Annotated in this window: 18 protein-coding genes; 2 read left to right on the top strand and 16 right to left on the bottom strand. The window is 57.0% G+C overall.

Features of this window, described 5'->3' with window-relative positions:
* Window positions 1–3 precede the first annotated feature (3 nt).
* The 5 genes from CYR52_RS11220 to rfbC form a co-directional block, all read right to left on the bottom strand.
* Complete coding sequence (locus CYR52_RS11220) at window positions 4–4,011, bottom strand: glycosyltransferase (RefSeq protein WP_165699084.1); 4,008 nt, start codon at window positions 4,009–4,011, stop codon at window positions 4–6.
* Window positions 3,998–5,386, bottom strand: coding sequence for an ABC transporter ATP-binding protein (locus tag CYR52_RS11215; RefSeq protein ID WP_072928445.1), 1,389 nt, complete (start codon window positions 5,384–5,386; stop codon window positions 3,998–4,000). The genes CYR52_RS11220 and CYR52_RS11215 overlap by 14 nt, the downstream gene beginning before the upstream one ends.
* A complete protein-coding gene (locus CYR52_RS11210; protein ID WP_072928444.1) occupies window positions 5,376–6,209 on the bottom strand; it encodes an ABC transporter permease in 834 nt (277 codons plus the stop codon). The genes CYR52_RS11215 and CYR52_RS11210 overlap by 11 nt, the downstream gene beginning before the upstream one ends.
* A gap of 117 nt (window positions 6,210–6,326) precedes the next feature.
* Window positions 6,327–7,199, bottom strand: coding sequence for a dTDP-4-dehydrorhamnose reductase (gene rfbD, locus CYR52_RS11205; RefSeq protein WP_072928443.1), 873 nt, complete (start codon window positions 7,197–7,199; stop codon window positions 6,327–6,329).
* 100 nt (window positions 7,200–7,299) lie between these two features.
* Entirely contained in the window at window positions 7,300–7,833 is a 534-nt protein-coding gene (rfbC, locus tag CYR52_RS11200; protein ID WP_072928593.1) for a dTDP-4-dehydrorhamnose 3,5-epimerase, read from the bottom strand.
* Window positions 7,834–8,436: 603 nt separating this feature from the next.
* On the opposite strand from rfbC, the gene rffG reads away from it, so the two are divergent.
* Together rffG and rfbA are read left to right on the top strand one after the other, a co-directional pair.
* Window positions 8,437–9,501 carry a dTDP-glucose 4,6-dehydratase gene (gene rffG, locus CYR52_RS11195; RefSeq protein ID WP_101828582.1) on the top strand — a complete coding sequence of 355 codons (1,065 nt, stop codon included), beginning with the start codon at window positions 8,437–8,439 and terminating at the stop codon, window positions 9,499–9,501.
* A gap of 19 nt (window positions 9,502–9,520) precedes the next feature.
* Window positions 9,521–10,387, top strand: a complete 867-nt coding sequence (gene rfbA / locus CYR52_RS11190) for a glucose-1-phosphate thymidylyltransferase RfbA (protein ID WP_101828581.1) — start codon at window positions 9,521–9,523, stop codon at window positions 10,385–10,387.
* Between the two features lie 71 nt (window positions 10,388–10,458).
* Here the strand turns inward: rfbA and galU (CYR52_RS11185) are convergent, their stop codons facing one another.
* From galU (CYR52_RS11185) to cpsB, 11 genes are all read right to left on the bottom strand, one after another.
* The gene (gene galU / locus CYR52_RS11185) at window positions 10,459–11,346 is read right to left on the bottom strand and encodes a UTP--glucose-1-phosphate uridylyltransferase GalU (RefSeq protein ID WP_072928592.1); all 888 of its coding nucleotides are present in this window, start codon (window positions 11,344–11,346) and stop codon (window positions 10,459–10,461) included.
* A 259-nt stretch (window positions 11,347–11,605) separates the two neighbouring features.
* Complete coding sequence (gene galE / locus CYR52_RS11180) at window positions 11,606–12,622, bottom strand: UDP-glucose 4-epimerase GalE (RefSeq protein ID WP_072928440.1); 1,017 nt, start codon at window positions 12,620–12,622, stop codon at window positions 11,606–11,608.
* A gap of 154 nt (window positions 12,623–12,776) precedes the next feature.
* Entirely contained in the window at window positions 12,777–13,775 is a 999-nt protein-coding gene (locus CYR52_RS11175) for a glycosyltransferase (RefSeq protein WP_072928439.1), read from the bottom strand.
* A complete protein-coding gene (locus CYR52_RS11170) occupies window positions 13,772–14,719 on the bottom strand; it encodes a polysaccharide pyruvyl transferase family protein (RefSeq protein WP_165698490.1) in 948 nt (315 codons plus the stop codon). Before CYR52_RS11170 ends, CYR52_RS11175 begins: the two co-directional genes overlap by 4 nt.
* Before the next feature lie 11 nt (window positions 14,720–14,730).
* Complete coding sequence (locus tag CYR52_RS11165) at window positions 14,731–16,212, bottom strand: MOP flippase family protein (protein WP_072928437.1); 1,482 nt, start codon at window positions 16,210–16,212, stop codon at window positions 14,731–14,733.
* Between the two features lie 178 nt (window positions 16,213–16,390).
* Window positions 16,391–18,319 carry a hypothetical protein gene (locus CYR52_RS11160; protein WP_072928436.1) on the bottom strand — a complete coding sequence of 643 codons (1,929 nt, stop codon included), beginning with the start codon at window positions 18,317–18,319 and terminating at the stop codon, window positions 16,391–16,393.
* Between the two features lie 207 nt (window positions 18,320–18,526).
* Complete coding sequence (gene galU / locus CYR52_RS11155) at window positions 18,527–19,432, bottom strand: UTP--glucose-1-phosphate uridylyltransferase GalU (protein WP_072928435.1); 906 nt, start codon at window positions 19,430–19,432, stop codon at window positions 18,527–18,529.
* Between the two features lie 43 nt (window positions 19,433–19,475).
* Window positions 19,476–20,366, bottom strand: coding sequence for a UTP--glucose-1-phosphate uridylyltransferase GalU (galU, locus tag CYR52_RS11150; protein ID WP_072928434.1), 891 nt, complete (start codon window positions 20,364–20,366; stop codon window positions 19,476–19,478).
* 76 nt (window positions 20,367–20,442) lie between these two features.
* Window positions 20,443–21,876: an undecaprenyl-phosphate galactose phosphotransferase WbaP gene (gene wbaP / locus CYR52_RS11145; RefSeq protein ID WP_072928433.1), complete on the bottom strand. Its 1,434-nt coding sequence runs from the start codon at window positions 21,874–21,876 to the stop codon at window positions 20,443–20,445.
* A gap of 91 nt (window positions 21,877–21,967) precedes the next feature.
* Complete coding sequence (cpsG, locus tag CYR52_RS11140) at window positions 21,968–23,341, bottom strand: phosphomannomutase CpsG (protein ID WP_101828580.1); 1,374 nt, start codon at window positions 23,339–23,341, stop codon at window positions 21,968–21,970.
* 100 nt (window positions 23,342–23,441) lie between these two features.
* Window positions 23,442–24,896, bottom strand: coding sequence for a mannose-1-phosphate guanyltransferase (gene cpsB, locus CYR52_RS11135; RefSeq protein WP_072928432.1), 1,455 nt, complete (start codon window positions 24,894–24,896; stop codon window positions 23,442–23,444).
* Window positions 24,897–24,898: the final 2 nt, after the last annotated feature.

Genomic DNA, 24,898 nt, shown 5'->3' with positions numbered 1-24,898 from the left:
TGTTTATTCTGTCGGGGTTCGGGGTGGGAATGCTAAGGCAAAGTGATTATTCATCAGTGTAAAGTTGGGGTTAAACGCCGGATCACACGTCAGCGCATGCTGATAAGTCTGTTCCATATAGGCAATTTCGCGTTTGAACCGCTCAATTTTTTCCGGCGCAAGGTCATTGCCCCGCGTCGCTGATTCGTGGTGATACAGCTCAGCAAAAGGTGTCCAAAGATTACGGTAGCCGGCATCACGCACGCGGATACAGAAATCGACATCATTGAAGGCTACGGTCAGGTTTTCCTCTTCCAGGCCGCCCACCGCCGTATAAATCTCCTTCCGGATCAACAAACAGGCGGCTGTCACTGCCGAATAGTTCTGAACCAGCCAGGCCCGGCCAAAGTAACCGGGGTTATCACGGGTAATCCCTAAATGCACATGCCCGGCTACCCCGCCCATCCCCAGAATCACGCCGCCATGTTGCAACGTATCATTCGGATACCATAAACGGGCCCCCACAGCGCCGATCTCAGGGCGCACTGCATGGCTGACCATTTCATCCAGCCAGTCAGGCGTAATCACCTCAATATCATTATTGAGCAGGCAGACCAGCTCACCGCGGGCCACATTTACCGCCTCATTATTCAGGGCGGAATAGTTGAAGGGGCGGTCATCGCGCAATACGGTAATGTTGTCATGCTGATCAAGCGCGGCAAAATAGGCCAGCGCATCTGCATCATCACTGCCGTTATCCACCAGGATGATTTCATAGTTCGGATACGTGGTTTTTTCCGTAATGCTGTCAATGCACTGCTGCACCAACTGCTTGCCGTTGCGGGTCGGGATAATGATAGACACCAGCGGCAACACGTCAGGCAGGGCATATTTCACCCGCATCATCGACATGCCCTCTACCGCTTCATCTACCTCCGCCCGGATGTTGCAGCGCTCAAGATGCTCTTTGACCACACGCATGGCGGCCAGGAAAGCATAAGGTTTTTCGCCCCCGCCGGCAGCGGTACTGCCGGGGATAATCCGCCAGTGGTAAAGCACTTTCGGGATATGGTGCACCGCCTGGTGACCGGCAACCTCTATGCAACGTAAAGCCAGATCGTAATCCTGGCTCCCTTCCACCCCCAGCCGGAACCCGCCGATCTCTTTAATCAGGCTGTGCTTATAGACCCCAAGGTGCGAGAACATATTTTGCGACAGGAACAGATCCGGGTTCCAGTCCGGCTTGAAATAAGGGTGGCAGCGCACGCCCTCAGGGTCAATTTTGTCCTCATCGCTGTAGAACATGGCGGCATCAGGGTGCGCCAGCGCCGCTTTCGCGACGTCAAACAAGGCGTTTTCCGGCAGCAGATCATCATGGTCCAGCAGGGCGATATACTCGCCGCTGGCCAGCGCCAGCGCGCTGTTACTGGCTGCGGAGATATGCCCATTCTGTTCGCGCAGGCAGATTTTGATCCGTGGGTCGCGCGCCGCATAGGACTTCAGGACCTGCTGTACCTCAGCGTTTGGCGAGCAATCATCCGCAATGCAGAGTTCCCAGTGCGGGTAGACCTGGCGCATCACAGACTCAATGGCTTCGCTCAGTAAATCGGCCGGCGGGTTATAGGTCGGCATCACGACGCTGATGACCGGGTGGCGTGCGAACGCCGCAATCTCCTGGCGTGCCTGGTCGCGCTTTGCCTCATCGAAGGTGTCGTAAAGCGCCACCCACTCGACATAGTCGGCACGGCGCTGGGCCGGCGTTTCAATCGCCGCCTGATTCAATTTTCCGCGCGCACGGGACAGAATGCCGCTGACGCCTTCACGACGCAGGGTACGGTAGACCAGCTTGGCGAGCGGTTTCCAGCCCCCCATTTCGCGGGCATAGTGCGGCGCATTTTTTGCCAGGCGGCCAACAGAGTGTGCTTTATGCACGGCAAAATGCGCATATTTGCGTTTATCTGCCGGCAAACGGCGGCTGATGGCCCGTAACGGGGCGGTGGCACGCCAGCTCGCTGAGGCATACACACCGCTCAGATTGTGGTCAAGGTTGACGGCATGTTGGTTGAGATTGGCCAGATGATGATTCAGATCAGCAGCTTGCTGGCTCAGCTCAGCAATTTGCTGATGCAGCGCGTCAACCTCCTCCTGGGAGTAACCTACCGGGTCAGGCATGATGCTCAGGGCATTCAGCCGCTCATCCAGCGTCATATTCTCTTTGGTCAGAATATGCTGCACCTGAACCAGCAAATTGTTTTCCTGCGTCAGGCGGTCAATATACTGCTGGAAGGTCAATGTCTCTTTTTCGGCGGACGCGCGTAACTGGCCAATGTGCTCAGCCAGTTGCGGCAGATTGATCCGGGTCCGCAGTGTGACCGGGCGCAACTGATCCGCAATCGGCGCGGCAACCTTATTCTGGATACGGGCCATAAAGGCAGCATCCTGCTCCAGATAAGCCCGGCCATCCTCTTCGTCACAATCAAAGCCCAGCGCCTGCATCAACGACAGGGTCAGCTGGAAAACATTGCTGTTGCACTCCGGCGGCAGGCTCTCCAGTGACGTGATACGGAACAGGGAGTGGTAGATCCCGCGGTAGGCGACATACCCCAGCGACACAGAGGCTTCCAGTTCCCATTCCAGGTCAAAATAGACAATCTCGCCGGAAGGCGTGCGGATAGCGTTAAAGGGCAAGGCATCCTGATATTCGGCAGGCAGCGCCAGATCTTTGTCATAACGCCCCGTTGGCTGCCCGGCGCGGGTCAGCAGACTGTCCAGCCAGATGGCCGCCCAGTCACAAACCTGCTCGATGCGCCAGCCTGAGCCATTCACCAACTTCAGCAGATCCTGCCACAGTGAGCTGCCGTGGATAAATGCGTTCTCTTCCGGCTGATTACGGCAAACCGGGCTCAGCCCAGCCGTGTGCTCGACCATCGGGCCGGTGATGACTGACAGGTCACCGGTTTTTGTATGCTCAAAGCGGGTCACTTTGTTAAAGGCCGGGATCCGGCCATCGGAATAGTGGTACGCGGCGGTTTGCGGGTGGATCGGTGCTTCTGGCCGGCGGCTGCTGACCATCAGGAAGGAGTTGGCCAAATCCGGTGCCAGGCCGTTTTCCCAGATGCTTTTGGTCGCCTGTTCCAGTGAGAAGAGGTACTCCGGGATCTGCTGCGGGTCCTGGTGTACGGTTTCAATGGCCAAATGGCTCAGCTGGGCAGCACTCTCCTGCCAGCCAGCCGGTGTCACCACCGTAACCGGCAACTTATAATCCGGCAGCGGCAGGTACTCTTCTACGCTGTTAAAACCGCTGCGGCCCAACAAGGCGATCAGATCCTGGCGGCCAAGCGTGGACACCCCGTTGTCTGCGTAGGCGTTGTTGATCCCCACCATGGGCTTGCCGAGATGATCTTCATTGGCACCGGCGAAATATTTCAGGCCCAGTTTGTTTTCAATGGCGACGAAGAGGCGGCCTTCCGGGCTAAGGCGTCGTTCGCAATCCTGCAGCAGGTGCTGCTGGCCCTGTGTCCCCAGGAAGACGTTGGCATATTCCAGCACACCGATCAGCAAGACCGCATCGAACTCACCTAAATCCGGCAGTTGGTCACTGGGCGCGGAAATGACGGTGACGTTCGGCAGGTCACGGGTACGCTGGCGGGCAATCTGCCCACGCCGTGGGCTGCCTTCGACAGACACCACCTCGGCGCAGGACTCGCCGAGGAAGCGGGTGATAGCACCGCAACCACAGCCGATTTCCAGTACCCGTTTCCCGGCAAACCAGGATTTGAACGGCAGCAACAGATTTGAACGGCGTGAAATAAGATGGTACGTGGAGGGCCAGTCCTTCATCTTCTCACTCAGCTCCAGCGAGTAGACGCTCAGGTCGCGGGCCTGCGTTACCGCGTCCAGCACGTAGTTTTCAACCTCATCCCCGTCGTTATAGGCGAACTCTTGCTGAGTATTCAGGCACCAGACACCGGTTTGTTCATTCAGTGAAAAACCGTGTGTGGAGAGGCGGTGTGGTACATCAATCTGTTTCAAATTTAATTCTCGCATTCAAATCAGCCAAACCGGTGAACGTCCCTACCGGTTGCACAGTGAGATGGATTGAATCATAACGGCGGTCATGTGGAATGATTTCACCGGCCGCAGAGCAACTGGCAATGCCTACGGAGACAAAATAATCGCCTTCATACAGCGTGACCGGCATCACCACGGTCACCAGGGCTTCAGCACCGGCCATGCCTTCATTCAGCAGCTCGATATTCTGGATTTCAGAGTTGGTGTTGTAAATGGTCACCCCCTCTTTGGTTTTTACGGCAAAACCGAAAATAGGCCGGACAACCAGGCTGTTGAAGCGGACGCGAAACACAAAGCGGATATCTTTGCGCGGCGTCAGGCTCACCGGATAGGGCTCGTCATCCTGCTGCAGATGGAAGTCCACCAGCTCAGCAGCGCGATCACCCCAGCGGTATTCCGCCGGGTTATAATTTACCCGCTCCTCATACGCGCCATTCACCAGATTTTTCAGGTTTCCGGCAACGGCAGGGGCCGTTTTTCCCTCTTCCCGTGCTGAGCGCGCCGTTTCGCCGATAACGGCTTCTTCAATCAGCGCTTCAGCCTCTTCACGCGCCCCTTTTTCTGCCTGCGGTTTACCGAACAGGATATCCAGGTAGCGGTTAACCACATCACGCGGCTTGCCTTGTACCTGGACGTTGCCGCCATCCAGCAGCAGTGCCGTGTCACAATGGGTGACAATCTGCTCAGTGGCATGGGAGACAAACAGGATAGAGGTGCCCTGCTCTTTCAGCTTTTTCAGGCGGGCAAAGCACTTGGCCTGGAATTTGGCATCACCGACCGCCAGCGCTTCGTCAACAATCAGAATTTCCGGGTCAATCTGCGCCTGAACGGCAAACGCCAGGCGCACCAGCATCCCGCTGGAATAAGCCCGCACCGGGGAGTCGATAAAGTGGCCGATGTCAGCAAACGACAGGATGTCATCCAGTTTGGCATCGGTCTCCTCTTTGCTTAACCCCAGCAGGGAAGCATTCAGGTACACGTTGTCGCGCCCGCTGAAATCCGTGTTAAACCCGGCGCCCAGCTCCAGCAGTGCCGCCACCCGGCCGTTGACCTTAACGTCACCGGACGTCGGTGTCAGGGTACCGGCAATAATCTGCAACAGGGTCGATTTACCGGAACCGTTACGGCCGACAATCCCCATGGTCTGGCCGCGCGGCAGCGCCAAAGAGACATCCCGCAGTGCCCAGAAATCCTGGTGGTAAACCCGCGGCTGGCGGCCAAGACGGCGATCCAGCTGAGGGACAATGAACTGTTTGAGGCGACGGACCGGGCTTTCATAAACCTGATAGCATTTGCTTATATTTTCAATGCGGATCGCAAAATCTTCAGAGGACATCAGCAAACCCTTTTCTCGTCTTTTGGAACCAGGCATAACCCAGCCACATCACACCCAGGGCAACCAGGGCATAGGTGCCCAGGCCGGCAAAATCAGGCATTTTTCCCCAGATCAATACCGCCCTGGCCTGCTCAATAATAAAGGTCAGCGGATTCAGCAGAATGACGGGCTGCAGCTCTTGCGGCAGGGCAGAAATCGGGAAAAACACCGTGGACAGGTACATGGTCACGATCATCAGCAGTGACACGGTCTGGCCGACGTCCCGGAGAAACACCCCGAGTGACGCGACAAACCACGCCAGCCCCAGCGTCAGGAACAGCAAAGGCAAAAAGACCAGCGGCGCAAATATCGCCGTCCAGTGCAGGAAGCCATTAAAGATAAAGAAGGCAATCACCAGCACGATAAGGCTTATCAGGCTGTGGAACAGCACCGAGCAGAGGGTCACGATAGGCAGGATTTCCAGCGGAAACACCACCTTTTTGACATAGTTCGCATTTTGCACAATCAGGAACGGCGCGCGGTTAAGCACCTCGGAAAACAGCCCGTGAATAATCAGGCCGACAAACAGGATGACGGCAAAATCGGTTTTGGACTCTGTGGCACCGCCACCGGCCCAGCGGGCCTTAAAGACCACGGAGAACACCAGCGTGTAGACCGCCAGCATAAATATCGGGTTAATAAAGGACCAGAGCAGCCCCATGACCGAACCTTTGTAACGGCCGATAACATCCCGTTTGGCCATCTGAAAAATGAGGTTCCGGTGCCCCCAGGTAGTGGCTGCCAGCGAGAGCAGCGAGGTGGGCTTACGTGAATGTGGATTCATTACCTTTCTCTTACCTTACGTCCTGAACCCTGCCGGCACATGTTGCCTGCCGCGCAAAACGGGCGGCAGGCAGAGGCTTACAGGGGTATGGTGAACCAGCATTACTGAGCCATGCCGTTACGCATAGCGGGTGATATCACGCAGGGCAGCCTGCCAGTCGCTGGGGGCAATCCCGAACGCCGCCTCAATTTTGCGGCAATCCAGCCGGGAGTTGGCCGGGCGTTGCGCAGGCGTGGGGTATTCTGCCGTGGTAATAGGGTTGATGCGTGGTTTTGCGGCAATGATGCCGGCGGCGACCGCCTGATCCAGCAAGGCACCGGCAAAATCAGACCAGCAGGTATAAGGGGCCCCGCTGTAATGGTAAACGCCCCACGGCGCGTCCGGCTTGCCGGCCACCCGGCGCGCGATGGCCAGCAGCGTGTCAGCGATATCGCCCGCATAGGTGGGGCTGCCCAGCTGGTCACTGACTACGGAGAGCTGGTCACGATCCCGTGCCAGGCGAATCATGGTCTTCACAAAATTATTGCCGTGGGCACCAAACACCCAGGCCGTGCGCAAGATAATATGGCGTGGGCAGGCCGCCGCAACCGCCTCTTCCCCGGCCAGTTTGCTGGCACCGTACACACCGGTCGGCCCGGTCTGGTCATCTTCCTGGTACGTGCCGGCTTTATCGCCGGGGAAAACATAATCCGTGGAGATATGCAGTAATGCCGCGCCGGTGGACGCCGCCGCTGCCGCCAGGGCCGCTGGGCCGTCACGGTTAATGGCGTAAGCCAGTGCCTGCTCGCTCTCTGCGCGGTCAACGGCGGTGTAGGCCGCCGCATTAATGATGACATCGGGGCCAAAGCCCGTCACCTGACGGTGAACCGCTGCGCTGTCAGTAATATCGAGCTGTTGGCGGTCTACCGCCAGAATCTCCCAGTCTGCCGGTGCACGGCTTACCAGCTCCTTGCCGACCTGCCCGGCCCCGCCAACAATCAACAGTTTCATAATCGTTTTTATTACCTTGAATAAAGATCGGTCACTCAGCCTTTATAAGGGAAAAGGCCCCGGGGTTTCCCCGGGGCCTCAGTAAAGGCATTGCGTCTGTTCAGAACAATTCAGAGAACGTTTTGCCCAGCTGGTCTTTCGCGGAAAGCCGCGGCTCAGCCACCGGCCATTCGATGCCGACGTCCGGGTCGTTCCAAATCAGGCAGCCTTCGTTGGCCGGATCATAGTAATCCGTGCACTTGTATTCAAAATCGGCAAACTCTGAAATCACGACAAACCCGTGCGCCAGGCCAGGCGGTACCCACAGCTGGTTTTTGTTCTCTTCAGACAGCGTCACGCCCACCCATTGTTTGAACGAGGGGGAATCCGGCCGGATATCGACCACGACATCAAACACTTCGCCCCGTACCACACGCACCAGTTTACCCTGTGGCCTGGCGGTCTGGAAATGGAGGCCGCGCAATACACCCTGCGAGGAGCGCGAGTGGTTGTCCTGAACAAATTCCAGATCAATATCAAGCATTTCCTGATAGCGATCCCGCTGGAATGTTTCTAAAAAGAAGCCGCGCTGATCGCCAAATACCTTTGGCTCGATCAGTTTTACACCTTTTACCCGGGTCTCAATCACATTCATTTCGTCATTCACTCATATACTGACACGCAAACGTGCTGCCGATATCTCATTCCGCTGGGAAAATATCCTATCAAAACACATCAATTATGCGCCTGATTGCGGGTGTTATTTACCCCAAAATGGTAGCACAATGATCGTTATGCCAGAACCTTCTTAAAGGAAATATCTCGGGTTAAACAGGGTGAAGGTTACACGTTCCGCGTTCTACTTCACAACTCCTTTTCACACGCGTTTGGCCTGACCTGTTTAAGGCGCACGTTCGCCCGCGGGCAGCGTTCTTTTCTGCCCCGTACGCTATTCCCTGCATAATTAGCTTCCTATTAGTTTTAGGGTTTATTTTATTGAGGCGTATTATTGACCAATAAAATCCCTTGCCGATCCGGCTATTCTGTTTTTCTTTGCGATTAATCTGAAAAATAAGAAATACGTCAGTTTCACTTATCTTTAAATCCTCGACCATTCCTGTTGAGCATATCTTGCCAACAGGTATAATTCGTCGGTTTTGTATCAGGGTGTTGCATCCGGCAGCGGGTGCCATCGATACGTCTGAGCGACTCACGGCAGTGACGTGAGAGTAAATATTCCAGATATGAGTCTACGTTTATGAAAATTTTGGTTACGGGTGGAGCAGGGTTCATCGGTTCGGCGGTGGTGCGCCACATCATTAACCACACGGACGACAGCGTTCTGGTGGTGGACAGCCTCACCTATGCAGGGAACCTGGAGTCGCTGGCCGCAGTGGCGGACAATGCACGTTATCATTTCGCGCAGGTGGACATCTGCGACCGCCCTGCCCTCGATACGCTGTTTGCCGATTACCAGCCTGACGTTGTGATGCACCTGGCCGCTGAGAGCCATGTTGACCGCTCTATCGACGGCCCGGCCGCTTTTATCGAAACCAACATCATCGGCACCTACTCCCTGCTGGAAGCGGCCCGCCACTACTGGGGCACCCTGGACGGTGAGCGCAAGGCGGCCTTCCGCCTGCACCATATCTCCACCGATGAGGTGTATGGTGACCTGCACGGCACTGATGACCTGTTTACCGAAACCACCCCGTACGCGCCGAGCAGCCCTTACTCTGCCTCGAAAGCCTCCAGCGACCATCTGGTGCGCGCCTGGCAGCGTACCTACGGCCTGCCGACGCTGGTGACCAACTGCTCGAACAACTATGGCCCTTACCACTTCCCGGAAAAACTGATCCCGCTGATCATCCTGAACGCGCTGGCCGGGAAACCGCTGCCGGTATACGGCAACGGCCAGCAGATCCGTGACTGGCTGTACGTCGAAGACCACGCGCGCGCACTGTATAAGGTGGTCACCGAAGGCGAGATTGGTGAAACCTACAACATCGGCGGCCATAACGAGCGCAAAAACATCGACGTGGTGAAAACCATCTGCGGCATCCTGGATGAGCTGATCGCTGAAAAACCTGCGGGCGTCACCCACTTTGCTGACCTGATCACGTATGTTACCGATCGTCCGGGCCACGATATGCGCTACGCCATTGATGCCAGCAAAATTGAGCGCACCCTGGGCTGGACACCGGAAGAGACGTTTGAAAGCGGTATCCTGAAAACCGTGCAGTGGTACCTGAACAATAAAGAGTGGTGGCAGCGCGTGCAAAACGGTGCTTACGCCGGCGAGCGTCTCGGCCTGCAAAAATAATTACCTGGAAGGTGAGTCAATGAAAGGCATCGTTTTAGCGGGCGGCTCCGGCACCCGCCTTTACCCGATTACACGCGGCATCTCGAAGCAACTGCTTCCTATTTATGATAAGCCGATGATTTACTACCCGATCTCCGTGCTGATGCTGGCCGGTATCCGGGAGATTTTGATCATCAGCACGCCGGATGACCTGCCGGCCTTTAAACGCCTGCTGGGTGACGGTGCGCAGTTTGGCCTGTCCCTCTCGTATGCTGAGCAGCCGTCCCCGGATGGCCTGGCCCAGGCGTTTATCATCGGTGAGGAGTTCATCAACGGCGAACGCTGCGCGCTGGTGCTGGGGGATAACATCTACTTCGGCCAGAGCTTCGGCAAGAAGCTGGAATCCGTTGCTGAGCGCACCCACGGCGCCACGGTGTTCGGCTATCAGGTGATGGACCCGGAGCGCTTTGGCGTGGTGGAGTTCGATGACAACTTCAATGCCCTGTCGATCGAAGAGAAGCCGCTGCAACCGAAATCCCACTGGGCGGTGACCGGGCTCTATTTCTACGACGAGCGTGTGGTGGAGATGGCCAAGCAGGTCAAGCCCTCGCACCGCGGCGAGCTGGAAATCACCACCCTGAATGAAATGTACCTGCAACAGGGTGAGCTGAAAGTGGAACTGCTGGGGCGCGGTTTTGCCTGGCTGGATACCGGCACCCATGACAGCCTGGTTGAGGCGTCACAGTTCATTCACACCATTGAAAAGCGTCAGGGCTTCAAAGTCGCGTGCCTGGAAGAGATTGCGTTCCGCAAGGGCTGGCTGAGTGCTGAGCAGGTAGCGGAGCAGGCGCAGATGCTGGCGAAAACCGCTTATGGGCAATACCTGAAAGACCTGATCGCAGAATAATTGCGGCCAGGCAGAACAAAAAAGCACAGCGCAGGCTGTGCTTTTTTTATGGTGTGCGTTTACCGCGCGGCTCAGGAAGCCAGGGTCTGTTTCAGCCAGGCGCTGAATGCTGCGCCCTGGGTCGGGTGGCGCATCCCGTACTCGACGAAGGCTTTCAGGTAGCCGAATTTGTCGCCGCAGTCGTGCGAGCGGCCAACAATCGCATAGGCTTCCACCGGGTGTTCGGCCATCAGCATGGCGATGGCGTCGGTGAGCTGGATCTCATTACCGGCACCGTATGGCGTCACCTGCAACAGCGGCCAGATCTCTTTCGACAGCACATAACGGCCCACCACCGCCAGGTTTGACGGCGCGTTGTCAGCGTCCGGCTTCTCAATAATCGCGTGCATCGGCGTGGAAGCGCCGGCCGCCAGTGCCTTGCCGGCACAATCCACGATGCCGTATTTGGACACGTCCTGCTGCGGCACCGGCTCGACCATGATCTGGCTGGTCTGGCTCTCCTCAAAACGCGCCAGCATCGCGGCCAGGTTGTCCTTCTTCAGGTCGCAGGAGACATCATCCATCAGCACGTCCGGCAGCAGCACGGCGAACGGTGCATCGCCAATCAGCGGGCGGGCGCAGAGGATCGCATGGCCCAGCCCCTTGGAGTGCCCCTGGCGCACGTTCATCACCGTGACGCCTTTCGGGCAGATGGACTGCACTTCGTCCAGCAACTGCCGTTTGACGCGCGACTCCAGCATACTCTCGAGTTCGAACGAGGTGTCGAAGTGGTTCTCAATGGCATTTTTGGAGGAGTGGGTCACCAGAATAATCTCTTTGATGCCGGCGGCCGCGCACTCATTGACGATGTACTGGATCAGGGGCTTATCCACAATCGGCAGCATCTCTTTCGGGATCGCCTTGGTGGCGGGCAACATACGGGTGCCCAGGCCGGCAACCGGGATAACGGCTTTCATCATGATTTCACTTACCTCTTCGCGGGTAACCAGGGGCAGCGGAAGCCCCGCCCGCACCGCCCTGGCCGGGCTGTGTTGCGTGTACGTCCGCTGACATAACAGTGCGAATAATCCGAATTCGCGCCGCCGCAGTATACACGCTGCCCGCTGCCTGACCAGATCCCGCAGCGAATTATGCCTGGCTAACCCCCTGCCCTGTCTGGAAAAAAAGCGCTGCGATCAAAAAAGGCACCCGCAGGTGCCTTTCGTCAACAGCCGGCAATTACGCCTTATAGCCGTTCGGGTTCTTGCTCTGCCAGTTCCAGGTATCACGCATCATGGTGTCGAGGTCACGCGTGACTTCCCAGTCCAGTTCCTGCTTGGCCAGGCGGGCATCGGCCCAGAAGGCCGGCAGGTCGCCGTCGCGGCGCGGCTTGATGCTGTACGGCACTTTACGGCCGGATGCCTTCTCGAATGCCTGCACCATCTCCAGCACCGAGTAACCCACACCGGCACCGAGGTTGTAGGCTTTGTAACCCTGCAGGTTCGGCAGGTGATCCATCGCCTTCAGGTGGCCTTCCGCCAGATCCATCACATGGATGTAGTCACGCACGCCGGTGCCGTCTTTGGTCTCGTAGTCGCCGCCGAAAATCCCCAGCGACTCGAGTTTGCCGATCGCCACCTGGGCGATGTAAGGCAGCAGGTTGTTCGGGATGCCGTTCGGGTCTTCGCCAATCAGGCCGGACTCATGGGCACCCACCGGGTTGAAGTAACGCAGGGCGATGACCTTGAACTTCTCATCCGCTTTGGCGTAATCCTTCAGGATCTGCTCCACCATCAGCTTGGAAGTGCCGTACGGGCTGGTGGTGCCGCCGATCGGGGTGGTCTCCACGTAAGGGACCGGCGCATCAGTGCCGTACACGGTGGCAGAGGAGCTGAAAATAAAGTTGTAGACGCCGGCGCGGCGCATCTCTTCCAGCAGCACCACGGTGCCGCTGACGTTATTCTCGTAATACTCCAGCGGCTTGCGGGTCGATTCCCCAACGGCTTTCAGGCCGGCGAAGTGGATCACCGCGTCAATCTGGTGCTCAGCAAAAATGGTTTGCAGGCAGGCACGGTCAAGGATGTCGCCCTGGTAGAAGGCCGGGGCTTTGCCGGCCAGTTGCTCGACCCGGTGCAGGGACTCCGCAGACGCGTTGGAGAGGTTATCCAGCACCACCACGTCGTCACCGCGTGACAACAGGCTGAGCACCGTATGAGAACCGATAAAACCGGCACCGCCGGTAACGAGAATAGACATAGTCACTCCTGATTGGCACATCGGCCAGACTGACAAAAAGATAGATGGGTAACGTGTTGCAATTTCACTCTTTTTTCATCATACCGCACGTCTCCCCAGACGGACAGCCCCCGGCGGGCGTATTGCCTCCGGGGCTGTCACGGGGGCCGGGCGATCAGCTGCCGAACAGCTGTTTTGCGCGGCGCTGGGCAAAGTTATAGACGCGGAAGGCGAACAGGCTGCGGCCGGCCAGCTTGACCTGCGGGGTGCTGTTGCGCTCCAGCAAATCGTTGAACCGGCGGCTGCTCTCCTCCGACAGCACCACGCCATCCTCTTTCAGGATGCGGTAGATGGCGATGATGTTATTCAGGATACGGGTAGAGAGGTTTTTGATCACCGTGCTGTCCTGCGCCTGGGCTTTCAGCGCTTCCAGGCTGCGGATGCTCTCGATATAGCCGATGACGTTCCGCTCGCTGCGGTTGGTCTGCATGATCGAGCCCATGCGCACCCGGCGGCGGAACAGCACCTCGGTGGAAGAGACCACCTGCTGGGCCACAAAGAACAGGCGCGGCGTGAACTCCTCATCCTCGTGGATGATCGGCATAAACCAGAGGTTGTTGTCGACAATCAGCGAGCGGCGGAACACATACAGCCAGGCGTTCGGGTAAAACGCGCTGCGCTCGGACAGGATATTAAACGCGCTGACGCCGCTCTCATACGCCTGGTTGAGCTGACGATCATACTGCGGCAACAGTTTGGCGGCCTCCGGGTCTTCCGGCACCACATCCCAGAACGACGCCGCAGAGAAGCAGTAGATGTCCAGCGCCGGGTAGGCAGCCAGGTGGCGGTAAAAGCTCTCCACCAGCGTCGGCACCGCGACGTCATCGGAGTCGAAATAGTAGATGTAGTCGCCGGTGGCGTGGCGGTTACCTTCATTACGGGCCTCGCCGAGGCCCCGGTTCTCCGTATGAACAATACGCACAAAAGGAATATGCCCGTACAACTGCTCCAGCATATCGCCGGAGCCGTCCGTGGAGCCGTCATCAACGATCACCACCTCAGACGGCATTACCGTCTGGTTCAGGATCGAATCGACCGCGGTCTCCAGGTAATTTTTGACGTTGTATACCGGGATAATGACGGAAAGTGTCGCAGATGATTTGTCTGTGCTCATAGTTTCACTAACTCACAGCCGGGAACCGACTTGGTCCAGGATTCATAGTAACCGGAGTTCTTGCCATAAGAGTTATCCAGCAGCCGGGTATCCATCTTCAGCAGGCAGCACAGGATATGGCCGTGCATACGTGAGGTGGTCACTGACTGATATGACATGAACAGCTCATTGACCCGTGCCACCAGCTTGTCAGTATAGCGATACCACATGCGGGTGGTCGGGAACAGGTTGCCCGGGATCTTGCGGTTCAGGCGTTCAAAGCGGTGCATCATTACCATGAACTCGCGATCGCGGTCGGTACAGATATCGTGCCAGTCAACACAGTGCGCCGGGTCCGGCGTTTCGCCGAGGCCGCTCAGGTTGGTTTCTTCGATGTCACGGCGGATCATCCACATCCGGTCGTGTTTGATGTTCTCTTTACGCTGTTGCGGGAAAACGTTCCACAGGGAGTGGGCCATATCCGGGCAGAGTACCACGTTGTCGCAGAAGTGGGTCTCCAGGATCTTCTTGCTGTTGGTGTCGCGGCAGAAGATGGTCAGGTTTGGGTGCTGCTTAAAGATGCGGCCGGATGCCTCCAGGTTCGCCTGATCTTTGAAGTGCACGGTCTGCGGCAAGATGATCACCCGGTTATGTTTAAACTTGGTGACTACCGCCTCACGAAGGCGCTGGTGCGCCGGGTAGAGGTCACCGAAGTTGCCGCCACCGTGCAGTACGATGGTGACATCCTGCGGAATGCTCTGGGTTTTTTCCACATACTGCATACTGGTCTGGTCCGAGCGGCGAACCAGCACATCATAGTTGTTCTCTTTAAAAAATTGTTCTGCCCCTTTCAAAATCAGCAAGTCGCCCACGTTCAGATGCAGCGGATAGTCCAGATAAATAATTTTACTGCCGCGCGGTACTACTTTTTCGATAACAGACAAGTCATTTTTCAAAGTTTGCATATGATTCATGGTTAGCATTCCGCCCTAAATAATTTCCGTAATTTCTCGTTTTTAATTAATTGCGCTTTCACTTCCAACACCAGAGGTGCCTGGCTGAACAACAACACCAGGGCAAACGCAGTGACACCCAGCACTATCTGAATAAATAACACCGACCCCACAGACAGGTGGGACTGTAACGCAAACCCTGCCGCCCAGCTGACGACAAGGGTAGGAATCGTCATCTTGAACGGCAGCCACAGGCTTTCCACATACTGGCGATAACTTTTGCCCAGTACCGGCCGGATCAGGATGAAATAGCTGAGGTAGGTATTCAGGATCTGCACCAGCAGGAACCCGAGCGCCACCCCGACTGCGCCGCCCGTTTTCGCGCCGATAATCATCGCCGGGATAAACAGGAAGACTTTAAACACGTTGAACTTGAAGCTGATGTCCACACGCGCTTTGGCCATCAGCAGCGAGCCGATGGGGTTACCCACGGAGCGCAGCAGGCCGACAATGCAGAGGATTTGCAGGATCGGGATGATGAAAGCCCACTTCTCACCGAACACAAACAGCACGAAGTTGTTGGACACCACCATCAGCCCCAGCAGTGCCGGGAAGTTAATCACCCCGACCAGCGAGATGAGCTTGTAGAAGTTGTCACGCAGCTTGGTGATGTCATCCTGGATTTTGGAGAAGGCCGGGAACAGCACGCGGGTGACGATCGGGTTCAGGCGCGTCGGCGGCATGACCGCGACGTTATACGCCAGGTTGTACCCGCCGGTGACCACCGGGCCCAGCGTACGCGCCAGGATGGCGGTCGAGACGTTGGTATTGATGAAGTTCACCAGGCTGTCGGCGGTAAGGTACGCACCGAATTTGATGTTCTCCTTCACCGCCGGGAATGAGAACCTGAAGCTTGGGCGGTAGATTTTGCGGCCGTGGTAGGCGAACAGCGCGGTACGCACCACGGCGTTGACCAGGTAACCGATGATCGCCGCCATCGCGAACGGGTAGACATAGGCCACGGCCAGCGTGGTCACGAAGCCGACCAGCACACACAGCGACTCAATCATGCCGATGGTGGAGAACTCCAGCTCTTTCTGCATCAGCGCACGGAACTGCTGCCCATGCGGGATCACCAGGAACGCCAGCGCCAGCACCTTGATCAGCGGCTCCAGCCCCGGCGCGTGCAACAGGTGGGCAATCAGCCCGCTGAACACAAAGGCCAGTGCACTGACGGTGATGCCGATGCAGACGTTCAGCCAGTAGAGCGTGGTGAGCTGCACTTCGGTGATATCTTTTTTCTGGATAATCGAGTTAGAAATGCCGAAATCGGACAGGGTATCCGCCAGCGCGATCACCACCATCGCAATGGTCAGCAGCCCGAACTCCCGGCCGTCAATCATGCGCGCCAGAATCGTCATCTGTAAGAAGCTCAGCCCGATGACGATAAAGGTCGACATGGCGGACCACTTGGCCCCTTTCACTGTTTTTTCGCGTAAGCTCATATTGTTATGTCCACTTGCCAAAAGGTCATGACGTGCTTTTCCTTAACCGGCTGCCAGGCGCGTCTCCCGCCCCCCTGGCGCCTTTTCTTTTACTTGTCCTACCCGCCTGCCTGCGCAGACGGGCCACGGCTTACTGCGTGTGCATTGCTTTTCCCGCTATTGCCCTGCCCTGCGCGGCTTACTTCTCGCCGCGCCAGCCGGTTTTGCCGTCCACATTGATGTAGCGGAACGGCTGGCCGGCCTTGATCTCACCCAGCACATCGGTGGTGGTCCCCGCCGGGAACGGCACATGCTGCGGGTGCGCCCAGTTGCTCACCTTCTGCGCCCGCACACCGCGGGTAATGAATTCTGCGCTGCCCTGGTAGCCGAAGCCGGCGCAGGAGAGGTCGTAGAATTCGGTGCTGCTGCCCGACGCCAGATTAATGGTGTTAATGTATCCACCGTAGAATCTGGCGCGCGACCCGTTGGCCCCGTTCAGGGTATCAATACGGCAATCGCGGAATACCGTGACGGAAAACGCCGGTTTCGGCTTGCCCAGCCCCTTGATCGTCTTGATATGACAGTTGGAGAAGCTGATGTCGCCCTGATATTCCGCTGTAAAATCAATCAATCCGATATCTACTGAGCTCATGGTCACATTTTTCGCGTTAAAGCGTAATTCGAATTCCTCTGAAATTACGCAGTTGGTGAACTGAAGATCGGAAGAGGCGACCACGCGTTTGGCGCGCAGGTCAGAAATCGTCAGTTTGGTGGCCGGGTCGGAGAAGTACCAGGCGTCACACGCCACCACGTCGAAGGTCGAAAGATGGCCGAAATTGGTGCACAGGATGCCGTTGCGGGCGTTCAGGGTGTTGACTGCGCCATAATCCGCATTCAGGTTGACGGAGAGCTGGTGGCTGGTGACCGGCGTGCCGTCCGGCGCGGTTTTGGTGGTGGCGGCATCCATCACGGCGTGGTTGATGATGGAGTTGCCGAGCAGGATAAACGCGTTGCGGTATTTGACATTGGACTGGAGCTTGCTGCCGTCGTCATTGGTCAGGATGTAGGTACGCTCAGCGTGGATGTTGTCAATCACATCGCGCAGCACATCGATGTAGAGCGAATAGTGGTAGGCCTGCTCACTCTGGATGCTGACGATATGCGAGGCGTTATGGGTGTCGCCGTTGCTGCCGAGTTTGATCTGCGGCGTGCTGATATTGCCGCACAGCTCCGCCGACAGGCGCTGGGTGGTGGAGTCCCACACGGAATCCTGGTAGATGCCGATGCCGTTAAAGTTTTCGGCGCGCACGTGGCCGATGTTCAGCCAGCTCCCTTTCATATAGATGCCGTTCAGCTTGCGGCTGCGGCTGCGGGAGTAGACGCTCAGGATGCCTTCCAGGGAGATGCTGCCGCAGCGGCCCTGCCCGGCTTTCTGTTTCGGGTCACCGAGCTGGATCGCCCAGTCACCGCGGAACTTCTCCGTGTCCACGATGAATTTGCCGGTGCTGTCACTGACGATTTTCGACACGTTGCTCAAATCCAGCGTGCCGCTGATAAGCCACGGGCCGTTGGTGAAATCCACCACTTTGCCGCGGCAGGCATTGATGTAGCGGCGCATCGTCTCGGTGACATCTACTTTGCCGCCGGGCACGCAGCCGAAATGGCTCGGCAACAGCTGGTCGGTGATGCGTTTCCAGCGCCGGCCCTCTTTGGTAACGATCACCCGGCCGCCGTCGTCCGGTGTTTCTTTGTCCGCGGCGTCATACCAGAATTCGCCGCCGCCAAGCGCCCCGTTGGCAATGTCTGACCAGCCCGGATGGTAGCTGGCCACGTCAATTTTCTGGCCGATAATGGTCGGCTCAATGTTCCGCAGATCGCGGATGTTGGAACAGCGCCCAATGGACTTCAGGCCGTCACTGGCGCGCATCATGCGGCGCAGATCTTTCCCGGTCATCTCGTTGTCAGGCGGTAAGGTGGTGATGGGGGCCGCCGCAGGGGCAGCCTGGGTTTTTTCGAGCGAGAGCAATGCGACCAGAGGTGTCCCCACCAGCACTTTTGTCAGTGCCGACCGGCGGGAAGTATTAATGGTATTTTTAGTTTTATCGGTCAAATTTTTAAGCAGTCGCATCAGAACCTCATAACAAAAGCGGAAAACAGCGCGCAAAAAAACGCAGACCAGCGGGCCACAATGGGCAGCCGGACCAGCCTGTGATTGATTACCGTCTGTGGGTCAATAAAGGGAAGTGCTAACGATGGACCGGGTCACGGCCCCCTGAAAAGGGAGCCGCGCCCGGTAACCTGATCTAACAGAATCGCAGAGTGCGCGGGGAGCGCCTCAGGCAGTGGCCTGCTTTTTAAATTCCGCCAGCCACTGTTTGAACTCCTCGCCCTGCTTGTCGTGACGCAGGCCGTAGCTGACATAAGCCTGCATGTAGCCCAGCTTTTCACCACAGTTGTAGGCGGTGCCTTTCAGCGCCAGCGCATTGACCGGGCTGTGATCCTTTAAAGCATCAATCGCGTCGGTCAGCTGGATCCGGCCCCAGGCACCCGGCTCGGTTTTTTCCAGGAACGGCCAGATATCCGCAGAGAGCACGTAGCGCCCCACCGCCGCCAGGTTGGAGTCGAGGCCGGACGTGTCGTCCGGCTTCTCCACCATTTTGGTGATACGGCTGGTTTCGCCCGGTTGCAGCGCGGTGTTCTCGCAGCTGATCACGGAGTAGTTCGGCAGCTCCTCGGCACCCAGCGGCTGCACCAGCACCTGGCTTTCACCGGTCTCTTCAAAATGCCGCACCATTTCCGCCAGGTTGTCACGTGAGTAACTCGCCTGGGCGTCGTCAATCAGCACGTCAGGCAGCATCACCACGAACGGCGAGCCGCCCACCAGCGGTTTGGCGCACAACACCGCATGGCCCAGCCCCAGCGGCTGGCCCTGGCGGATATGCATGATGGTGACGCCTTTCGGGCAGATGGACTGCACTTCTTCCAGCAGCGAGCGCTTCACGCGCGCTTCCAGCATCGCTTCCAGTTCGAATGAGGTATCGAAATGGTTCTCGACCGCATTCTTGGAGGAATGGGTCACCAGGATGATGTCCTTGATGCCGGCCGCCACGCACTCATTGATGATGTGCTGGATAATCGGTTTATCGACCACCGGCAGCATCTCTTTCGGAATCGCTTTGGTCGCGGGCAGCATACGCATACCCAACCCCGCCACCGGAATAACCGCTTTCAACGTCGTCATAAAAGTCCTCACAGCTCAATGCAATTGAAGAGAATCAGTAAAATCAGGCGTCAAGCTTCTTCAGCCATTCGGCGAACTTCTGGCCTTCGGTGTCATGGCGCACGCCATAGGTCACGAAGGCTTTCATGTAACCGAGTTTGTCGCCACAGTCGTGGGATTTCCCGCTCATGTGGAACGCCTCTACCGGCTCTTGCTTCATCAGCAGGGCAATGGCGTCGGTCAGCTGGATTTCATCACCGGCACCCGGCGGGGTTTTCTCCAGGATTGGCCAGATGTCTTTGGAGAGCACATAACGGCCAACCACAGCCAGGTTGGACGGTGCCTCTTCCTGTTTCGGCTTCTCAACCACCGCGCTCATCACGGTGCTTTCACCCGGCGCGATCTCGACGCCGTTGCAGTCCGCTACGCCATACTTGGAGACATCTTTCTCCGGCACCGGCTCCACCATGATCTGGCTGTGGCCGGTCTCTTCGAAACGTTTCACCATCGCGGCCAGGTTCTCACGGGTCAGGTCGGCGGTGGAGTCGTCCAGCAGCACGTCCGGCAGCAGCACGATGAACGGTGAGTCACCGACCATCGGCTGGGCGCACAGCACCGCGTGGCCCAGGCCTTTGGCCTGGCCCTGGCGCACCTGCATGATGGTGACGTCCGGCGGGCAGATGGCCTGCACTTCTTTCAGCAGCTGGCGCTTCACGCGGGATTCCAGCACTGCTTCCAGTTCGAACGAGGTGTCGAAGTGGTTTTCGATGGCATTTTTGGAGGAGTGACTGACCAGCACGATCTCCTTGATCCCTGCGGCGACGCACTCATTCACGATATACTGGATCAGAGGTTTATCCACTACCGGCAACATCTCCTTTGGGATCGCCTTCGTTGCAGGCAACATACGTGTCCCCAGCCCTGCTACAGGAATTACCGCTTTCAAATTCGCCATAGGTTTTTCTTCCCTTTCGTGTAGGTAGTAACTTGTTTGGTTATACGTTCAACGATCACTAAGAATAGTCGATTTCTTAGTATGCACCATCGCGCTTCAGCACCACGTTCACGGTCTTGAACAGAATCGCGATATCGTTCCAGAGTGACCAGTTTTTGACATACCACGCATCGAAATAGACACGGGTGTCATAATCCACATCATTACGTCCGCTGACCTGCCACAGGCCGGTCATGCCCGGTTTGGCCATCAGGTAGTAGTCCACCTCACCGGCGTAGCGTTCCAGCTCTTTCTCAATAATCGGGCGCGGGCCAACCAGGCTCATGTCACCGCGGAACACGTTCCACAGCTGCGGCAGCTCATCCAGGCTGGTACGGCGGATGAATTTGCCCACCTTGGTGATGCGCGGGTCGTTCTTCAGTTTGAAGTCCTTGTCCCACTCCGCACGCGCTTCGGCATCGTTTTCCAGCAGGTTTTGCAACACTTCCTGCGAGTTGGTCACCATCGACCGGAACTTCAGGCATTTGAATTTCTTGCCGCCAAGCCCGACGCGCTCATGGCCGTAGATTGACGGGCCGCCGTCTTTCGATACCAGGTACATCAGGATAAACAGCACCGGTGCCAGCAGCAGCATAATCACCAGCGAGCCAAAGATGTCGAAGGCGCGCTTGATCATCCGTGAGGTGCGTTTCGCCAGGTTGTTGCTGACCCGCAAAATCATCACTTCGTGGCTGAAGATGAACGACATATCCGTGCCGTACAGCGGCACACCGCGCAGTGTCGGGATCACAGAGACCGAACGGCACTGGTGTTTCGCCAGGTTTTTCAGCCAGTAGTCACGCAGCGCGTGCTCATCAAACTCCACGGCCACAATAAACTGGGTGTCTTCGGTGTTGGTGAGCTCCCAGAGGGTTTTCTCATCCTGAATCACCGGTTTGCCCATCATTTCGGTGTCGCTGCACGGGGTAACCGCGTAGAACGCCACCACATCAAAGCCCAGCACTTCTTCGCTCTGCAACGCCACATAGGCTTCGCGGGCGTTTTTCTGGTTACCGATAATCACGGTCTGTTTACGCCAGTATCCCATCTTGTTCAGCAGGCGTTTCACAATCGAACGCGCCAACGGAACCGTGATCAGAATAGTGACCCAGGTCAGCAGCCAGAAGTAACGGGATAATTCCCATTTTGAGAAGCCCACCATCGCCAGGGCGATAATGGCGAAAATCGCCAGGGTACGCAGTGTCTCTTTCAGCTCAAACCAGAACGGTTTCCGGTAGGTGTAATGGCGCAGGCGAACCCAGAACCAGACCACCGCAATCAAGGAGAGCAACAGATGCGCTAAATAGAAAGAAGTCATCTCATAACGCGGAATATAGAGATAAACATCATCCGTGACATGACGTAATATCGCGATCGCGAAAAACAGCGAGAGGTTAAAGAACAGGAAATCGGATATTGCCAGTGACAGCTTAACAAAAAAGCCACTCAAATTTACATTATAAACGCGCATAATTGACTCTTCTTATATATTCATACTTGCCAAGAAGGTATCAAACGGGCAACGCGTGCCTGGATCGTTGCCCGTTTAAGCCAAGTAAAAATTAATCTCGTAATAGTTTTAATATTTCTTCGGTTTTTTCATTCATCAGCGCGGTATTACGGCGTGATTCCACATTCAGGCGCACGACCGGCTCGGTGTTGGAACTGCGCAGGTTGAAGCGCCACTCTGCGTACTCCAGGCTGATGCCGTCGGTCTGGTCGATGTTCAGTGCGTCCGGGGCGAAACGGTCGTAGACGCGCTGGATCGCCTCTTTCGGGTTGGCGATCACGCTGTTGATCTCGCCGGAGGCCGGGTAGGCTTCCATGCGGTCAGAGACCAGTTCGCCCAGCGATTTTTTCTTCAGGCACAGCAGTTCAGCCACCAGCAGCCACGGGATCATGCCGCTGTCGCAGTAGGCGAAGTCGCGGAAGTAGTGGTGTGCGCTCATTTCGCCGCCATAGATGGCGTCTTCTTTGCGCATACGCTCTTTGATGAACGCGTGGCCGGTTTTGGACATCACCGGTTCGCCGCCGGCGGTGGTGACGATGTCAACGGTGTTCCAGCTCAGGCGCGGGTCATGGATGATTTTCGCGCCCTTTTCTTTCTCCAGGAACGCCTGGGCCAGCAGGCCGACGATGTAGTAGCCCTCAATGAAGCGGCCTTTTTCGTCGAACAGGAAGCAGCGGTCAAAGTCACCGTCAAAGGCGATGCCCATGTCAGCATTGTGTTCCAGCACCGCCGCGGTGGTGTCTGCGCGGCACTCCGGCAGCAGCGGGTTAGGGATGCCGTTCGGGAAGTTGCCGTCCGCTTCGTGGTGCACCTTGATGAACTCGACCGGCACGCCCTGCTCTTTGAAGCGCGCTTCGATGGCATCAACCACGTGGCCGGCCGCGCCGTTACCGGAGTTGACCACCAGCTTCAGCGGCGTGAAGTTTTTCAGGTTCACGTAGCCCAGCAGGTGTTCGGTGTACTCTTTCAGCAGGGAGAGCTGCTTATAGCTGCCGCGTTTGGCCGGGTCAACCGGCGCGAAATCATTGGCTTCCGCCAGGCGCTGCACGTCGCGCAGGCCGGTGTCACCGCTGATAGGCTTGGCGTTTTCACGCACCAGCTTCATGCCGTTGTAGTTCATCGGGTTGTGGCTGGCAGTCACTTCGATGCCGCCGTCAATGCCCAGGTGGAAGGTGGCGAAGTAGATCTCTTCCGTGCCGCTCAGGCCGATGTCGATCACGTTGGTGCCGGCGTCCTGCAAGCCTTTGGCCAGGGCCAGTTTCAGCCCCTCGCTGGTCAGACGCACATCCCCGCCGACAACAATGGTCTCCGGCTTCAGATATTCCCCATAGGCACGCCCGATCCGGTAAGCAATATCCTCATTAAGTTCTTCACCTAATTGACCGCGAATATCGTAGGCTTTAAAGCATGACAATGAAGTAGGCATATACATTTCCTTGAGCATAATATCCCACACCGGCGTGCCGGAAACGGCACGCACTGGTGAATAATAATCTGGTGGTAAATAAAGAAGTAAAAAGGGTTAATTACACCCGGCCATAATTATCCTGGAAACGGACAATATCATCCTCTTCCAGATACGCGCCCGAGCGCACTTCAATTAAATCCAGCGAAATTTTGCCGGGGTTTTCCAGCGAGTGGGTTTCACCCAGCGGAATATAAATGGATTCATTTTCCGTCAGGATAAATTGCTCCTCGCCTTTGGTGACTTTGGCCGTCCCCGCCACCACCACCCAGTGCTCAGCACGGTGATGGTGCATCTGCAGGGAGAGTTTCTCGCCCGGTTTTACCGTGATGCGTTTCACCTGGTAACGAGCACCGGCGTCGATGGAGTCATATTTGCCCCACGGACGGTAGACTTCGCGGTGGATGTGGTGCTCCTGGCGGCCGGCGGATTTGATCTTCTCAACGATCTTCTTCACATCCTGCACCTGGTTGACGTCGGCAATCAGCACGGCGTCTTTGGTCTGCACCACTACCAGGTTCTGTACGCCCACGGTGGTCACCAGGCTCGACTCGGCGAACACATAGTTGTCCTGCGAGTTGTGGCTGATGACATCGCCCTGATGCACGTTGCCGAGTTCGTCTTTCTCGCTGATCTCCCACAGGGAAGACCAGGAACCGACGTCGCTCCAGCCGGCGTCCATCGGTACCACGATGGCGTCCTGGGTTTTTTCCATGACCGCATAGTCAATGGATTCGTCCGGGCAGCGCAGGAACGCGTCCACGTCCACCCGCACGAAATCGAGGTCCGGGTCGATGGTGCCGACCGCTTCGGCACAGGCACTGCCGATGTCAGCACGGAATTTGTTCAGTTCTTCCAGGTAACGGCTGGCACGGAACAGGAACATGCCGCTGTTCCAGTAGTAGTGGCCGCTCTCCAGGTAGGCCTGCGCGGTTTCCAGATCCGGTTTCTCGCGGAAATCAGCGACGCGGAACGCCACTTCATCCGGCGCATTGACCGGGTTGTCCAGCGCCACGGCTTCGCCGCGCTTGATGTAACCGTAGCCGGTTTCCGGGCCGGTCGGCACGATGCCGAAGGTCACCAGTTTGCCTTCCTGCGCATACGGGATGGCGTCAGTCACGGCTTTCTGGAACGCGGCGGTGTCTTTGATCACATGGTCTGCGGCCAGCACCAGCATCAGCGGGTCTTCGTCCGCGCCTTCCGCCTGGTCGACCGTCAGGGCCGCCAGGGCGATGGCCGGGGCGGTGTTACGGCCGGCCGGCTCAAGGATAATGTTTTTGGTCAGCTTGCCCATTTCGCGCAGCTGTTCTGCCACGATAAAACGGTGCACTTCGTTGCAGATAACCACCGGGTTCTGGCAGCTCAGCCCATCCAGACGCTTCAGCGTGGATTGCAGCATGGTCTCGTTGCCGTTCAGGTTCAGGAACTGCTTCGGATAAAGGATACGGGATAAGGGCCACAAACGGCTGCCGGAGCCGCCTGCCATAATCACTGGATAGAGTTTCGTTGAGCTCATGA

The sequence above is a fragment of the Chimaeribacter arupi genome (assembly GCF_002858805.1).
Classification (GTDB): Bacteria; Pseudomonadota; Gammaproteobacteria; order Enterobacterales; family Enterobacteriaceae; genus Chimaeribacter; species Chimaeribacter arupi.
This window is presented reverse-complemented; position numbering and strand designations above follow the sequence as displayed.